14 protein-coding genes are annotated in these 14,346 nt (G+C 72.1%); 9 read left to right on the top strand and 5 right to left on the bottom strand.

Going from position 1 to position 14,346, the window contains the following annotated elements; translation table 11 throughout:
* Nucleotides 1–28: 28 nt before the first annotated feature.
* Together ASC64_RS03695 and ASC64_RS22660 are read right to left on the bottom strand one after the other, a co-directional pair.
* Nucleotides 29–517, bottom strand: a complete 489-nt coding sequence (locus ASC64_RS03695) for a TspO/MBR family protein (protein WP_056906282.1) — start codon at nt 515–517, stop codon at nt 29–31.
* 25 nt (nt 518–542) lie between these two features.
* Nucleotides 543–2,111 (bottom strand): bifunctional NAD(P)/FAD-dependent oxidoreductase/class I SAM-dependent methyltransferase, encoded by a 1,569-nt coding sequence (locus ASC64_RS22660; RefSeq protein WP_056906130.1) that lies wholly within the window; start codon nt 2,109–2,111, stop codon nt 543–545.
* Nucleotides 2,112–2,178: 67 nt separating this feature from the next.
* Between ASC64_RS22660 and ASC64_RS03705 the strand changes: the two genes are divergently transcribed.
* The 3 genes from ASC64_RS03705 to ASC64_RS03715 are packed head-to-tail and all read left to right on the top strand — an operon-like array spanning nt 2,179 to nt 4,332.
* Nucleotides 2,179–2,736: a helix-turn-helix domain-containing protein gene (locus ASC64_RS03705; RefSeq protein WP_056906131.1), complete on the top strand. Its 558-nt coding sequence runs from the start codon at nt 2,179–2,181 to the stop codon at nt 2,734–2,736.
* A gap of 41 nt (nt 2,737–2,777) precedes the next feature.
* The gene (locus ASC64_RS03710; RefSeq protein WP_056906132.1) at nt 2,778–2,990 is read left to right on the top strand and encodes a DUF2945 domain-containing protein; all 213 of its coding nucleotides are present in this window, start codon (nt 2,778–2,780) and stop codon (nt 2,988–2,990) included.
* Between the two features lie 25 nt (nt 2,991–3,015).
* Nucleotides 3,016–4,332 carry a cryptochrome/photolyase family protein gene (locus tag ASC64_RS03715; RefSeq protein WP_056906133.1) on the top strand — a complete coding sequence of 439 codons (1,317 nt, stop codon included), beginning with the start codon at nt 3,016–3,018 and terminating at the stop codon, nt 4,330–4,332.
* A gap of 88 nt (nt 4,333–4,420) precedes the next feature.
* Here the strand turns inward: ASC64_RS03715 and ASC64_RS03720 are convergent, their stop codons facing one another.
* Nucleotides 4,421–5,614 carry an endonuclease gene (locus ASC64_RS03720; protein ID WP_056906134.1) on the bottom strand — a complete coding sequence of 398 codons (1,194 nt, stop codon included), beginning with the start codon at nt 5,612–5,614 and terminating at the stop codon, nt 4,421–4,423.
* A 326-nt stretch (nt 5,615–5,940) separates the two neighbouring features.
* On the opposite strand from ASC64_RS03720, the gene ASC64_RS03725 reads away from it, so the two are divergent.
* The 5 genes from ASC64_RS03725 to ASC64_RS03745 are packed head-to-tail and all read left to right on the top strand — an operon-like array spanning nt 5,941 to nt 11,354.
* Nucleotides 5,941–9,141 (top strand): sensor histidine kinase, encoded by a 3,201-nt coding sequence (locus ASC64_RS03725; protein ID WP_056906135.1) that lies wholly within the window; start codon nt 5,941–5,943, stop codon nt 9,139–9,141.
* The gene (locus ASC64_RS03730) at nt 9,138–9,575 is read left to right on the top strand and encodes a roadblock/LC7 domain-containing protein (RefSeq protein ID WP_056906136.1); all 438 of its coding nucleotides are present in this window, start codon (nt 9,138–9,140) and stop codon (nt 9,573–9,575) included. Before ASC64_RS03725 ends, ASC64_RS03730 begins: the two co-directional genes overlap by 4 nt.
* Before the next feature lie 14 nt (nt 9,576–9,589).
* Nucleotides 9,590–9,958 carry a DUF742 domain-containing protein gene (locus ASC64_RS03735; RefSeq protein WP_235563501.1) on the top strand — a complete coding sequence of 123 codons (369 nt, stop codon included), beginning with the start codon at nt 9,590–9,592 and terminating at the stop codon, nt 9,956–9,958.
* A complete protein-coding gene (locus tag ASC64_RS03740; RefSeq protein ID WP_056906137.1) occupies nt 9,939–10,535 on the top strand; it encodes a GTP-binding protein in 597 nt (198 codons plus the stop codon). Before ASC64_RS03735 ends, ASC64_RS03740 begins: the two co-directional genes overlap by 20 nt.
* Nucleotides 10,536–10,538: 3 nt before the next feature.
* A complete protein-coding gene (locus ASC64_RS03745) occupies nt 10,539–11,354 on the top strand; it encodes an ABC transporter substrate-binding protein (RefSeq protein WP_056906138.1) in 816 nt (271 codons plus the stop codon).
* A gap of 66 nt (nt 11,355–11,420) precedes the next feature.
* Here the strand turns inward: ASC64_RS03745 and ASC64_RS03750 are convergent, their stop codons facing one another.
* Complete coding sequence (locus ASC64_RS03750) at nt 11,421–12,578, bottom strand: calcium:proton antiporter (protein ID WP_056906139.1); 1,158 nt, start codon at nt 12,576–12,578, stop codon at nt 11,421–11,423.
* Nucleotides 12,579–12,613: 35 nt separating this feature from the next.
* A complete protein-coding gene (locus ASC64_RS03755) occupies nt 12,614–13,624 on the bottom strand; it encodes a GTP pyrophosphokinase (RefSeq protein ID WP_056906140.1) in 1,011 nt (336 codons plus the stop codon).
* A 106-nt stretch (nt 13,625–13,730) separates the two neighbouring features.
* Here ASC64_RS03755 and ASC64_RS03760 point away from each other — a divergent pair, with 106 nt between their 5' ends.
* Nucleotides 13,731–14,336, top strand: coding sequence for a hypothetical protein (locus tag ASC64_RS03760; RefSeq protein ID WP_056906141.1), 606 nt, complete (start codon nt 13,731–13,733; stop codon nt 14,334–14,336).
* Nucleotides 14,337–14,346: the final 10 nt, after the last annotated feature.

The raw sequence follows: 14,346 nt of genomic DNA on the forward strand, positions 1-14,346 counted from the left end.
GACAGGCGTCCACGCGGGCTGCCCGAGCTCAGTTCAGCACGACGATCCCGGCGTTGAGGGCGGTCGCGAAGCAGACCCACCCGAGGTAGGGGACCAGGAGCCACGCGGCTGTCCGGGTGCGGCGCCACGCCCACGCGATCAGCACGGTCACCGCGACCGCGAGCACGACGATCTCGGCGAGCGCCACGGCGTAGAGGTCGGCGGCGAAGAACAGCGGCGTCCACGCGAGGTTGAGCAGCAGCTGGACGGTCCAGAGCCAGAGGCTGCGGTCCCAGCCGCGGTCGCGCCACAGCAGCCAGCCGGCCACGCCGATCATCAGGTAGAGCACGGACCACACCGGCCCGAACAGCCACGACGGCGGGGCGTACGGCGGCAGCTCGAGCGCGCGGTAGGTCGCCTGCGAGCCGGACGCCGCGAGGCCGCCGATCCCGGCAACGGCGGTCACCGCGACCAGGAACGGCAGCACCGTCCACCACTGCCGGGCGGGCGGCACGAGCGGGACGTCCCGAGAGGTCATGTCCACCATCATGCCGCCCGCGCCCTCACCGCCGGCGTCGTGCGCGGAGCACGGTGTCGGCGATGTCGACCGGCTCGCCGGTCTCCGGGTGCGCCTGGGTCCTGGGCCGCGACTCGCACACCTCGACCTCCCAGCCGTCGTCCAGCGCGGGAAGCAGCTGGTCGGCGGTGTGCATGTAGGAGTGGTGCCCGTGCCGCAAGCCGGTGTGGAGGTCGTTCGGCGCGTGGCCGACCACCAGCAGCGTGCCGCTGGGTGCGACCGCCGAGGCGAGGCGGCGTACGACGTCCACCATCCCGCCGTCGGGCAGGTGCAGGAAGTGGGACGTGACCAGGTCCCACGTCTCGCCGTCGGGCTCGAAGGCCCGCACGTCGATGCGCCTCGTCCCGACGCGGTCCGACAGCCCGGCCGCGGCCGCGTGCTCGGCCACCCTGGTCAGGGCCGCGTCGGCGAAGTCGGACGCCGTGACCTGCCAACCGCGGTCGGCGAGCCACAGGGCGTCGCCGCCCTCCCCACACCCGACGTCGAGCGCGCGCCCCGGCTCCAGCGTGGCCGCCTCTGTCTCGAGCTGGACGTTGACCCGGCCGCTCCAGACCCGATCGCCGGTGTAGCGCTCCTCCCAGGCCGGCCGTTCGAAGAACCCCTCGCGGCGTGCCTGTGCCGCGCTCGCCGCATCGGCGCCTGCCAGCTCGGCGTTGATCCAGGCGCCGACGCGCAGGCCGTGGGCCGCCGAGGCGATGAGCACCATCGCGACGTCGGTGGCGTTGCCGGCCGCGAAGACGCCGGGCACGGTGGTCGCGCCGGTGGGCTCGACCTGGATCACCGTGCCGAAGGCGACGCCGTTCATCTCGAAGGGTGTCGGCTCGATCCCGAGCGGGCGGAGGAAGTCGGCGCGCACGTGCGGCCTGGAGGCCACCACGATCGCCTGCCGCTCCAGGACGGACCCGTCCGCGAGCCGCAGCCCGACCAGCGCGTCCCCGTCGGCGAGCACCTCCTGCGGGGTGCCGTGCACGAAACGGACGCCGATCGCGCCGAGCCTCTCCTCCTCCTCGACCGGGATCTCGACCCCGTCGTGCACCACCACGACCACGTCGTCGGTGAGCTGGCGGAAGAGCAGCGCCTGGTGGGCGGCCATCGGTGTGGTCGCGAGGACGGCGACCGCCTGGTCGCGCACCTCCCAGCCGTGGCAGTACGGGCAGTGGAGCACGTCCCGCCCCCACCGCTCGGCCAGCCCCGGCACGTCCGGCAGCTCGTCGACGACACCGCCGGTGACCAGCACCCGGCGGGCGCGCACACGCCGACCGCCGTCGGTGGTCACCAGGAAGTCGTCGACCTCGCCGGACAGGCCGACCACCCGGTCGTCCAGCACCTCGACGCCGTACGCCGCCACCTCGGCGCGGCCGATCTCGAGCAGTTCGAGCGGGCTGACGCCCTCGCGGCCGAGGTAGTTGTGGGCATGGTCCGCGGGGGCGTTGCGCGGCTCGCCGGCGTCGATCACCAGCACCGATCGGCGCGAGCGGCCGAGGGCCATCGCACCGCTCAGGCCGGCCGCGCCGCCGCCGACCACCACCACGTCATAGGTCTTCATCTCGTCCATGTCACCGAGGATGCCCAGCCATCGTCGCGTTTGACAAACATTCTTGCCGAAGTGGCAAACTGGGGACATGGACGACGACGGAGTGCTCCGAGCGGTGGGACCCCGGCTGCGGCAGCTGCGGCTGGAGCGCGAGGCCACCCTCACCGACCTCGCGGAGGAGACCGGCATCTCCGTCAGCACGCTCTCCCGCCTGGAGTCGGGCCAGCGCAAGCCGACGCTGGAGCTGCTGCTGCCGCTCGCGCGCGCCCACCGGGTCGCTCTGGACGAGCTCGTGGACGCGCCCGAGACGGGAGACCCGCGCGTGCGCTCCAAGCCGACCGTGCGCCACGGCCGCACGTTCATCTCGCTGACCCGTCGCCCCGGCGGGCTGCAGTCCTTCAAGATGGTGATGCCGGTCGACCGGGACGAGCCGTCGCTGAAGACCCACGAGGGCTACGAGTGGCTCTACGTCCTCAGTGGCAAGGTCCGCCTGGTCCTGGGCAGCCGCGACCTCGTGCTGGGGCCCGGCGAGGTCGTCGAGTTCGACACCCGGACGCCGCACTGGATCGGCAACCCCGGCCCGACGCCGGCCGAGGTCCTCGCGATCTTCGGCCCGCAGGGCGAGCGGATGCACGTCCGGTCCTAGAGGGTGGTCCTCGCGTGCGAGGTGCATGGCACCGTGGCGGCATGGCGATCCGCACCGGCACGACCGTGAAGTGGAAGTGGGGCTCGTCCTGGGCCGAGGGGACCGTGTCCGAGGTGCACCACGACGACGTCTCGCGCACGACCAAGGGCGAGGAGGTCACCCGCCACGGCAGCGACGACGACCCGGCCTACGTCATCGAGCAGGAGGACGGCACCGTCGTGCTCAAGCTCAGCAGCGAGGTCGAGCGGGCCTGAGCCTGCTCCTGCCTAGGCTGGCGGCATGACGACGCGGTGGCTGTTCGGCGACCAGCTCGGACCGCACTTCACCGACGACCACCCCGGCCCGCTGCTGATGGTGGAGTCCCTCGGGGTGCTGAAGCGCCGTCGCTTCCACCGCGCCAAGGCGCACCTCGTGCTCAGCGCGATGCGGCACCGCGCCGCCGAGCTCGGCGACCGGGTGACCTACGTCCGGGCGGAGACCTACGCCGAGGTGGCGCGCGACGCCCTGCGATCCGGGGGCGACCTCGAGGTCGTCCACCCGACGTCGTACGCCGCACTGGGACTGGTCGAGCGCCTCGGCGCCACCGTGCTCCCGCCCCGCGGGTTCGCCACAGGGGCCACGACGCTCGGCGTGACCGAGCCGTGGTGGCCCGAGGAGGACGAGATCGACGCCGGGGTCCGCGACGACCTCGACCGTTGGGAGCGCGACGGGGTCGTGGAGACCATCGGCCGCGACGGGCCGCGCCGCTTCCCCGTCACCCGGCGCGAGGCGCTCGCCGCCCTCGACCACTTCGTCGAGCACCGGCTGCCCGACTTCGGCGCCCACGAGGACGCGATCCTCGAGGGCGACCCGTGGATGGCGCACAGCCTGGTCAGCGCCCCGCTCAACCTCGGGCTGCTCGACCCGCTGGAGGTCGTGGAGCGCGCCGAGGCGGCCTACCGCTCCGGCGCGGCGCCCGTCGCGAGCGTCGAGGGCTACGTCCGCCAGGTCATCGGGTGGCGCGACTACGTCTGGCACCTCTACTGGCACCAAGGAGAGGGCTACCGCCGGGCCAACGAGCTCCGCGCGACCGAGCGGCTGCCGCGGTGGTTCGCCGAGCTCGACGCCGACGCGACCGACGCGCGCTGCCTGTCGTGGGCGCTCGACCAGGTCGCCGAGCACGGCTGGGTCCACCACATCCCCCGGCTGATGGTGCTCGGCTCCTACGCCCTCCAGCGCGGCTGGGCGCCGACACAGGTGACCGACTGGTTCCACCGCGCCTTCGTCGACGGCTACGACTGGGTGATGGTGCCCAACGTCGTTGGCATGTCGCAGCACGCCGACGGCGGGGTGATGGCCACCAAGCCCTACACCTCCGGCGGCGCCTACATCGACCGGATGTCGGACCACTGCGGCTCGTGCCGGTTCAGTCCCAAGGTGCGGGTCGGCGAGGATGCGTGCCCGTTCACCGCCGGCTACTGGTGGTTCCTCGAGCGCCACCGAGAGCGCTTCGAGGGCAACCAGCGGATGACGCGCGCCGTGCGCGGCCTGGACCGGTTGACGGACCTTCCCGGGCTGGTCGTGCAGGAGTCGGCCCGCGGCAACCGGGCACCCTGACGCCCTCACCTCGGTTGTCGAGGCGCGATCGGGGTTTCGAGGCTCGCTCCGCTCGCACCTCAACCACCGAGTGCGAGAGCGACGTCGGTCAGTTCCAGATCGCCGCCGCCCACTCCGGGTGGTCGATGAACGGGTTGCGGTTGCCCTGCCAGGTGGAGTGGATGCGGTCGTTGCGGCGCATCTCGAAGGCGTCGACCGGGTCGGCGCTGTTCCAGGCGAGCAGCGTCTCGAGGTCGCCGATCCGCGACGAGGAGCTGCCGACGGTCGAGCTCATCTCGAGGTCGTTGAAGCCGTCGCCGCCCTCGTAGCGGATCGCCATGTAGAGGAGCATCCGCGCGACGTCGCCCTTGACCGCGTCGCGCGGCTCGAAGGAGTCGGAGTCGGTGAAGCAGTCGGCACAGCCGGAGACTGCCGAGCCGCCGTTGTCGAAGTCCTTGTTGCCGCGGGTCGAGTTCACGGTGACGTCCTCGGGACGCAGGTGGTGCAGGTCGGTCCCCGGCCCGGCGCTGGTGGTGAAGCCGCCGCGCGACTGCGCCCACACGTGCTCGCGGTTCCACTGGCCCGAGCCGCCGCCGTTGTTGCTCTTCGCGATGGAGCGGCCGGTGTAGAGCTCGATGACGTTGCTCGGGTTGTTCGGGTCCTGGTCGGTGTCCTTGAGCGCGGTCCAGACCTGGTCGTAGGAGAGCGTGGTGTTGCCGTCGATGATGTCGTGCAGCGCGGTGCGCAGCGCCGTACCGCTCTTGCCGACGGCCGGCGCGTAGTAGGTGCTGTCCCACGGCCCGGTGCCGCCGGTGGGCGGCGGGTCGGTCGGGGTGCTGCCGCCGGCCAGCGCGAAGGCGGAGGTCCGCGTCATGCCGGGATGGGAGAAGTACGCCGTCAGCGCCCCCGTGACGTCGACCTGCGTGCCCATCAGCGACGGGTTCGAGCGCAGTCCCCACTGGGAGCGGAAGGCAGACGGGACCTGGACGTAGAGCATCGAGGCGGTGCTCGTCTGCGAGGGCGAGTCGGCGATCGCGAGCGCGTAGTCGCTGGGGAAGCCGGAGCGTACGACGGTGCTCGTGGCGGTCGGCTGGCCGACGACGTAGCCGCGCACGGTCTGCGTCGCGCCGCTCTGCTGGCCGATGGCCTGGCTGACCGTCAGCGGGGCCGCGGCCTGCGCCGGGGAGGTGGCGGCCGGTAGCGCGACCAGGGAGAAGGAGAGGAGGGCGAGGGAGAGGGAGAGGAGGAGTGCGGACACAAGGGCGGACGCGCGCGACCGGCCCTTCCCGAGATGGAGGGTCATGGCAGGGGAGCCTGCCCGAACATCGGGCACGGCGGAAGGCTCACCGCCGTCCTTTCCTCCCGCATTCCGGTCGCGTTCACGCCCCGGTGGTCTGGACCGGTCGGGAGCGAAGGGGTGGTGGTGCGGGTGGTACGGGTGGGACACTCCTGCGGGCTCGGCCCCACCCCGTCCCCTTTATCAGGGTCGGCGGCCACGCCCTCATACACCCCCCATCAACAGTTCTGCGAAAACGCCACGGAATGTCGAACGACTCTTTAAGTTGAGTCTGCTCCGGTCCACCGGGGACTCGTTTCGTCGTCGTATCGCTCACCAATCGCGAGGCACACATGACTCAGGATGCAGCCCGGACCCGCCGGGAGGCAGGACTCTCGGTCGCCGGATGGCCACTGAGCCGCAAGATCGCGCTCGCGCTGGCGATCCCGCTGCTCCTCGCCGCCACGCTCGGTGGCCTTCGGGTGCAGAACGACCTGGCCGACTCGCGCAACGCCGGCAGCAGCGCCGACCAGGTGACGATCATCCAGCCCGCGGTCGACTACCTCACCGCGTCCGAGTCCGCCATGGTGGCAGCGCAGAACGACAGCGCCGCCAGCCAGGGCGACCTGATCGACGCCATCGACGACATCACCACCAGCGCCGAGACGCTGACCCAGGCCCGCGACGAGGCCAACCTCGACGAGCTCCAGGCCGCGCACGTCAACGCCCTGCTCGACCTCAGCCAGGCGATGCGCGGTGAGGGCGCCGAGAACCTCGGCCCCGCCACCTGGATCGCGCTCGTCCGCCAGCTCGAGTCCAGCGTGTCCCAGCTGATCACCAGCGTGAACGCCGCGCAGGAGACGCCCGAGCCCCGCCTGGAGCAGCTGTCGCAGGCGATGAGCGGTCGTCTCTCGCTCGCCATGCAGCAGGGCTTCGTGGCCACCTCGCTGGCCCAGTCGAGCTCGCAGGAGCTCTTCTCGGAGATCGGCGTGGAGGCGTCGGCCATCGACCGTCTCGCCGGATCCGTCGAGGGGGCCGAGGAGCAGACCGCGGCCCTCCGTACGGCGAACACCCGCCACGCCGGCCAGATCCGCGACGACTCCGCGACCAACCTCGACGGCCGCGACGCCTACGCGCCCTACGACGAGATCACCCAGACCCTGATCAGCGGCGTCACCACCTCGCTCAACGATGCCGCCTCCGACGCGCGTCGCAACGCGCTCATCGGTGCCGTCCTGACGCTGCTCGCCCTGGGTGCGGCGATCTTCATCGCCTTCGCCATCGCACGCAGCCTCCTCGTGCCGATCAACCGGGTGCGCGAGGGCGCGCTGGCGGTCGCCCGCCACCGCCTGCCCGACGCCGTCGCCCGGATCCGCGCGGGCCAGGAGCCCGAGCCGATCAAGCCGATCGACGTCACCACCAACGAGGAGATCGGCCAGGTCGCCCGTGCGGTCGACGACCTCCACCGTCAGGCCATCCACCTCGCCTCGGGTGAGGCCCAGCTCCGCCAGACCGTCAACGCGATGTTCGTGACGCTCTCGCGTCGGTCCAACTCGCTGGTCAACCAGCAGCTGGCCCAGATCGAGCGCCTCGAGCACGACGAAGAGGACCCCAAGCGCCTCGAGTCGCTGTTCCGCCTGGACCACCTGGCCTCGCGCATGCGTCGTACGGCCGACTCGCTGCTGATCCTGGCCGACGCCCCGAACCGTGCCGCCGGCCAGTTCAGCCTCACCGTCGGCGAGGCGCTGCAGGCAGCGACCTCGGGCGTGCAGGACTACCAGCGCGTGCAGATCCTGTCCCACCTCGGCACCCGCGTCGGTGACGACGCCGCGGCCGACGTGGTCCACCTGCTCACCGAGCTGGTCGACAACGCGCTGACCTACTCCCCGCCGGCCGAGCCGGTCCGACTGGCCGCCAAGCTCGGCTCCGACGGCGTCACCATCACGGTCACCGACTCCGGCCTCGGCGTGCCGCCGGCCGAGCTCGAGCAGCTCAACCGCGACCTCCAGCACGGTGCCGAGGCGACGCCCGACACCGCCCGCCGGATGGGCCTGTTCGTGGTCTCGCGCCTCGCCGAGCGCCACGGCATCCTGGCCTCGCTGGCCCGCAACCCGGGCGGCGGCATGACGGCGACCATCGTCCTGCCCCCGTCGATCCTGCCCGAGCTGCCGCAGACCGCTCCCGCCGCTCCCGTCGCGGCGCCCGCCGCCGCGGTCGAGGCGAGCCCGGCCCCGCGGGCCGAGCGCCGCGAGGCTCCTGCCGCCGCCGCTGCACCGGCTGCCACCGTCGAGCCCAGGCGCGAGTCGCGCAAGCTCTCGCGGGCGGAGAAGGCCGAGGCCAAGGCCGCGCGCCGGGAGGCCCGCAAGGAGGCCGAGCTCGAGCCGCTGCCCGTCGCGACCACGCCGGAGGTCGCCGAGCCGGCTGCCACCCCGGACCGTCCCTCGCTGGAGAGCCTGCTGCCGCGCCGCGAGCCCGGCGCCAACATGCCCCGCACGGGCGCCGACGCCTTCCTGCCGCCGGAGACCTCCGGCGCCACGGGGCCGCTGTTCGGCAAGCGTTCGGAGACCCCGGCCGCACCCGTCGAGCCCAGCGCGCCCGCCGCCGAGCCGGCCGCGACGCTCGACGCACCTGCCGCAGAGCCGGCCCGGGAGGTCGCCGAGACCGCCCCGGTCGACACGGTCGAGCCGTCGGTCGCCGAGAAGGTGGCCCCGGTCGTCCCGATCACGGCCCTCGCGTCCCGCCAGCGTGCCCAGGCCGAGGAGGCCCGCGCCGCCGAGGTCGCTCCGGCTGCCCGGGCCCAGGACCCGCTCAGCGATCCCCTCAACGACCCGCTGCCCACCCGTACCGTCGGCGAGCAGGCCCGCGCCGAGGAGCCGGTCGAGGACTCGGTCCCGGCCGAGGCCCCCGCCGCCGAGGTGGCCGAGCCGGTCGCCGAGCCCGTCGCCGAGCCCGTCGCCCACACCGAGCCCGAGCCGCAGCCCGCGACCCCCGTGGCCCACCGGTCCGACGACGTCGAGGTCGACGTCGACGTCGACGACCCGCTGGGCCTGGGCGCACCGACCCGCGACCCCGAGCCCGCTGCCGAGCCTGCTGCCGAGGCCTTCCCGGTCGAGGACCCGTTCGTCGAGGAGCCGGTCGCCGAGACCCCGCTCGAGGCGCCGGCGGCCGAGCTGCCCAGCCTGAGCGGACTGCCGACCCGTGGTGCCGAGCCGGCCCGCGCCGGCGGTGACTCGCCGATCTTCAAGTCGATGCGCTCCGGCTGGCTCGCCAGCGCCGGTGAGGGCGAGTGGCACCAGACCGAGGTGGACCGTGGCTGGGAGATCGCCGAGCACGTGGCCGAGGAGGCCCCGGTCGTCCAGTCGACGCCCACCGGACTTCCGCGACGTGCCCCCGGCGAGCGCCTCGTTCCCGGTAGCGTGACCCCGCCCACGGCAGCCAAGACGCGTGACCCCGACGCCATTCGTCGTCGGCTCCAGGCCCACACCGCGGGAGTCTCCCGCGGTCGACGAGCAGCCCAAAGTTCCTCTCAGCACACGGAAGCAGGCCCCGCATGACGTACGAATCCTCCGCCGCCGCCTCCAGCGCCCCCGCTGGTGACGACCGTGACCTCGACTGGGTGATGTCGCGCTTCGTCGAGGAGGTCCCCGACGCCGCACACGCCATCCTCGTCTCCGCCGACGGCCTCCTCATGGCGTCGAGCACCAGCATCCCGGGAGAGCGCGCCGAGCAGGTCGCGGCCGTCTCCTCCGGTCTGGCCAGCCTCGCGGTCGGCGCCGCCCGCCTCTTCGAGGGCGGCTCGGTCATGCAGACCATCGTCGAGATGGAGATGGGCTTCCTCATGCTGATGAGCGTCGGTGACGGGTCGAACCTCACCGTGCTCACCACCGAGGAGGCCGACATCGGCCAGGTGGGCTACGAGATGGCACTGCTGGTGGACCGCGTGGGTCGTACCGTCGAGGCTCAGGCCCGCGTCGGTACGGGCGGCTGAGTCGGACCAGCGCCGTGACGCCGCCCATCGAGCCGGAGGAGGAGGAGTACCGTCCTCGCCTCATCCGGTCGTACACCATCACCGCTGGCCGGACGGCAGCCACTGTCGATCTGGCCATGGAGGCCACGCTGCGCCTCCAGGCTGGTGCGGAGGCGCCCGTCCTCACTCCATCTGCTGCACAGGTTCTCGAGGTCTGTGACAGACGTTCCGTTGCCGAGGTCTCGGCACTGACCAAGATGCCGATCGGCGTCACCCGGGTGCTGCTGGGTGACCTGATCGAGCAGGGTCTCGTCCGTATCCAGGCAACCATCACCGAGAAGACGTCGACAGATGAGCGTCTCGAGCTCATCGAAAGGACCCTCCGTGGACTTCGAAACTACTAAGGCACAGCGCGCGGCTGCGTCGACGAAGATCGTCATTGCCGGCGGCTTCGGCGTCGGCAAGTCGACGCTCGTCGGCGCCGTCTCGGAGATCGACCCGCTGCGCACCGAGGCACTCGTCACCAACGAGTCCGAGGGCGTCGACGATCTCGCCGCCGTGCCGACCAAGGCCACCACCACGGTCGCCATGGACTTCGGCCGCCTCACCCTGGCCGAGGACCTCGTCCTCTACCTCTTCGGCACCCCGGGCCAGCGACGCTTCTGGTTCATGTGGGACGACCTGTGCCGCGGCGCCATCGGCGCCATCGTGCTCGTCGACGTCGCCCGCCTCGACGAGTCGTTCTCGCCGCTGGACTACTTCGAGTCCAAGGGCATCCCGTTCATCGTGGCCGTCAACGAGTTCGACGGCGTGCCGCGCTACCCCGCCGAGGAGATCGCCGCCGCGCTGGCACTGCCCGCCGACGTACCGATCATCAGCCTCGACGCTCGCGACCGCGAGCAGGCCAAGGGTGCCCTCGTCAAGATCACCGAATACGCCCTCATGCGACTTCGTGAGTCGCTCACCGTGAATGCGAACTGACCCATGACCCGCTCGCTCCGCCGGCTCAGCCCTGCCCGCACTGCTGCGGCTGCCCTGTCCTCCGTGGCCCTGATGGCCGCGCTGAGCGCCTGTGGCGGCTCCGCCAGCGGCGAGTCGGGCGACGCGCTCAGCAAGGTCGACCTCGTTTTCGACGGCGCGCTCACGGTGTGCACCGACACGCCCTACGCGCCCTTCGAGTACGAGGAGAAGGGCAAGCCGACCGGCTTCGACATCGACCTGGTCCGCAAGGTCGCGGACTCGCTCGACGTCGACCTCGACGTCATCGACTCCTCCTTCGACGACATCACCTCGGGCCAGTCGCTCAACGCCGATGTCTGTGACCTGGCGATCTCGGCGATGACGATCACCGGCGAGCGAGCGCGTGTGCTCGACTTCTCCAGCCCCTACTTCGACGCCAAGCAGGCGCTCATCACGCCGCGCGGCTCGGGGCTCGACACGATCGAGGAGCTCGCCGGCCAGCGGGTCGGCGTGCAGAAGGACACCACGGGTGAGACCTACCTGAGCGACTTCGCCCCGGCCTCCACCGAGGTGGTGACGTTCGCGGACGCCGCCGGCCTCCAAGCGGCCCTGGACTCCAACAGTCTCGACGCCGCGATGCTCGACAACACGGTGTCGGGTGAGTTCGTCTCCGAGACCCCGCGGCTCAAGCTCGCCAAGGAGTTCGACACCGGTGAGCAGTACGGCATGGCGGTCAAGAAGGACGGCAACATCCCGCTCCTGCGCGAGATCAACGGCGTGCTCGCGAAGATGCGCGAGGACGGCACCTACGACGAGATCTACGCCAAGTACTTCGGCTGATCCACTCGCTCACGCGGCCCGGCAGGAATCCTGCCGGGCCGCAGCGCATTTCTGCGGGTCCGTCCGCTACGGCGCGATGGTCAGGAACAGGAACGCGGCGAGGAGCACGAGGTGCACGCCGCCCTGGAGCGGCTTCGCGCGCCCCGGTACGACGGTGAGGATGGCGACCGCGGCCGTGAGGACGAGCAGCACGGTCTGGAGCTGGTTGAGGCCGAGCTCGAGGGGCCCGTCGAGCCAGATGGAGGCGATGGCGATGGCGGGGATGGTCAGGCCGATGGAGGCCATCGCCGAGCCCAGGGCGAGGTTCAGGCTCACCTGCACCCGGTTGCGGGTGGCGGCGCGCACGGCGGCGATGGTCTCCGGCGCCAGGACGAGCAGCGCGATCACGACACCGACGACGGCGTTGGGGAACCCGAGCGCCGCGACACCGGACTCGATGGCCGGCGACTCGATCTTGGCGAGCCCCACCACGGCCACCAGCGACAGCACGAGCAGGGCCAGGCTGGTCAGGGCCGCCCGGTTGGTCGGCGGGTCGGCGTGCCCGTCCTCGTCGAGGTCGACCGGCTCGTGCTCGAACCCACCTGACCCGCCCGAGCCGACCTGCGCCGGGTTGTCGGCCACGAGCGGGGAGTGCTGGGCGGACGTCACCGGCAGGAAGAAGTCGCGGTGCCGGATCGTCTGGGTGAAGACGAACATGCCGTAGAGCGTGAGCGAGGCGATCGCGGCGAAGGCCAGCTGCGCGCCGGTGAACTCGGGGCCGGGCTGGGAGGTGGTGACCGAGGGCAGGACCAGGCACACGACGGCCAGGGCGATCACGGTCGCGAGGGCGGCGCCGGTGCCCTCGGGGTTGAAGACGGCGAGGTGGTGCTTGAGCGCGCCGACCAGCAGCGAGATGCCGACGATGCCGTTGACGGTGATCATGACGGCGGCGAAGACGGTGTCGCGCGCCAGGCCGGCGGTGTCCTTGTCGGTGGTCACCATCAGCGTGACGATCAGCCCGACCTCGATGATGGTGACCGCGACGGCGAGCAGGAGCGAGCCGTAGGGCTCGCCGACCCGGTGGGCGACGACCTCGGCATGGTGCACGGCGGCGAGCACGGCCCCGACCAGCAGGACGGCGAGGAGGCTGAGCAGGACCGCGCTCTCGGGGTGCGCGAACCATGCGGGCACGAGGGCGACGCCCGCGAGGATCGGAGTGACAGTCGTCCAGGAAGGGCGGCTCATGCGGAAACCCTAGGGGGCGAACCTGAGGGCTCCCCTCAGGTCTCGGGCGTGCTCAGCTTCTCCAGCCGCGCTCGCAGCTTCGGGACGCGGTGGCTGTTGCCCTCGAGGGTGACGTACTGCTCGCCGAAGATCGCCAGCAGCGCGTCGTCGAGGCGGCGTACGGCGCCGGCGGGGTAGCGGTAGCCCATCCGGCGGATCACGGCGTCGGCGTCGACGGAGGTGAGCAGGTCGTCGAGGTCGTCGATCGTGTCGATGCCGAGCTGGGTGAGCAGGTCGGCGATCCAGTCGTAGTGGTCGGTGTGGGACCAGCCGGCGTCGCTGTAGTGGCCCGCGAGGAAGGTGGCGAGCTCCTGGCCGACGATGTGGTCGGCGTCCGCCTCGGCCTGGCTGCCGGGGGCCGCGGCCTGGATCCGCTCACGGATCGTGGCGAACTCGCGGTCGGCCAGCTCGATGAGCCCGGCGGCCAGGGTGAAGCGGCGGTCGAGGTCGGCGGCCGCGTCCTCGGGGACGTTGCCCTTGTAGCGGATGTCGTGCTCGAACTCGGCCCACGCGTGCTGCAGGACCGTGCGCACCTGGACGCTCGCCCGGTGGGTGACCAGGTCGTCGTGCTGGCCGTCGTCGTGGACCTGCACGAGGAGGTGCCGGCTGGCGTAGCCGAAGCGCCCCGAGCGGGCGGTCTCCTCGCCGAGGTCGCGGTCGTCGAGGAGGGTGAGCTCCTCTGCGAGGAGCTCGGCGACCGCGGCGACGTCGCTGTGGACGTAGGTGATCACGCGCACGCCGATCTGGTCGGTGATCTGCGACAGGGGGTCGGGGTAGAGCGGGCCGTCGCCCTCGGTGCGGTTGGCCTTGGCGGCGAACGAGGCGACGCTCTTGGTGCGCCCGGTCACGCTGAGGTAGTCGATGCCGGCGTCGTCGAGCAGCGTGCGGATGAGAGTGACGTAGCCGGCGGTGGCCGCGGTGAGCTGCGGCTGGCGCGCGGCGTACTCGCGCACGGCCTCGCGGACCGGCTCCTGTGCCGTCTCCTGCACGCTCTCCTGCTGGGTCATGGCGTCAGCCTGCCAGTGAGCGTGGGGCGAGGGCCACCTGCGTCCCACCCGCGTGCCACGTGCCTGACCGGGGGAGCCGTCCGGGGTTGGCTATCGTCAGATCATCATGACGAACTCATCGCGCCGCTCGGGCGCCCGCACCCGCACCCGCTCCGTCGCCACCCTCGTCACCGGGCTGGCGCTGGCCACGGCGCTGACCGCCTGCGGGGACGGCGACGACGGCGACGACACGGCGACCGACCCCGCTGCGTCCTCGAGCTCCTCGAGCGACGAGCCCACCGGGACGCCCAGCCAGTCGGCCGAGACGCCCACGGAGTCGTCGGACCCCGACGGCGGCGCCGGGGAGTCGATCGCCACGACCGGTTCCGCCGGCGTCACCGAGGCGGTCGTGCTGCACGGCACCGAGGCCGGAGGGTCGGTCTCCGAGATGGCCTTCGCCCTCGACACCGACCAGGCCCGGGCCGACTTCGCGTCGCAGTTCGACGGCGGCTTCGGCGACGTGGTCTCCCAGACGGCGCTCCAGCAGGCCCAGCAGGACCCGAGCTCGACGCCGTACGCCGCCACGGTGGCCGTCGGTTGCGAGGGTCCGAGCGCGGTGGCGATCGACGCCGGCGAGGCCGGGTTCCAGGTCGTCCCGACGATCCCCAAGACCACCAAGCAGTGCCTCGCGCCGATGACCTACGTGGTCGTCTTCGCCGCCCCCAACGCCTGAGGGGTGCCCG

The organism is Nocardioides sp. Root122 (genome assembly GCF_001425025.1).
Lineage (GTDB): Bacteria > Actinomycetota > Actinomycetes > Propionibacteriales > Nocardioidaceae > Nocardioides.

Coding starts and splice junctions, on each gene's coding strand:
- ASC64_RS03695 (WP_056906282.1), bottom strand. CDS start 517: ATGACCTCTCGGGACGTCCCGCTCGTGCCGCCCGCCCGGCAGTGGTGG.
- ASC64_RS22660 (WP_056906130.1), bottom strand. CDS start 2,111: ATGGACGAGATGAAGACCTATGACGTGGTGGTGGTCGGCGGCGGCGCG.
- ASC64_RS03705 (WP_056906131.1), top strand. CDS start 2,179: ATGGACGACGACGGAGTGCTCCGAGCGGTGGGACCCCGGCTGCGGCAG.
- ASC64_RS03710 (WP_056906132.1), top strand. CDS start 2,778: ATGGCGATCCGCACCGGCACGACCGTGAAGTGGAAGTGGGGCTCGTCC.
- ASC64_RS03715 (WP_056906133.1), top strand. CDS start 3,016: ATGACGACGCGGTGGCTGTTCGGCGACCAGCTCGGACCGCACTTCACC.
- ASC64_RS03720 (WP_056906134.1), bottom strand. CDS start 5,614: ATGACCCTCCATCTCGGGAAGGGCCGGTCGCGCGCGTCCGCCCTTGTG.
- ASC64_RS03725 (WP_056906135.1), top strand. CDS start 5,941: ATGACTCAGGATGCAGCCCGGACCCGCCGGGAGGCAGGACTCTCGGTC.
- ASC64_RS03730 (WP_056906136.1), top strand. CDS start 9,138: ATGACGTACGAATCCTCCGCCGCCGCCTCCAGCGCCCCCGCTGGTGAC.
- ASC64_RS03745 (WP_056906138.1), top strand. CDS start 10,539: ATGACCCGCTCGCTCCGCCGGCTCAGCCCTGCCCGCACTGCTGCGGCT.
- ASC64_RS03750 (WP_056906139.1), bottom strand. CDS start 12,578: ATGAGCCGCCCTTCCTGGACGACTGTCACTCCGATCCTCGCGGGCGTC.
- ASC64_RS03755 (WP_056906140.1), bottom strand. CDS start 13,624: ATGACCCAGCAGGAGAGCGTGCAGGAGACGGCACAGGAGCCGGTCCGC.
- ASC64_RS03760 (WP_056906141.1), top strand. CDS start 13,731: ATGACGAACTCATCGCGCCGCTCGGGCGCCCGCACCCGCACCCGCTCC.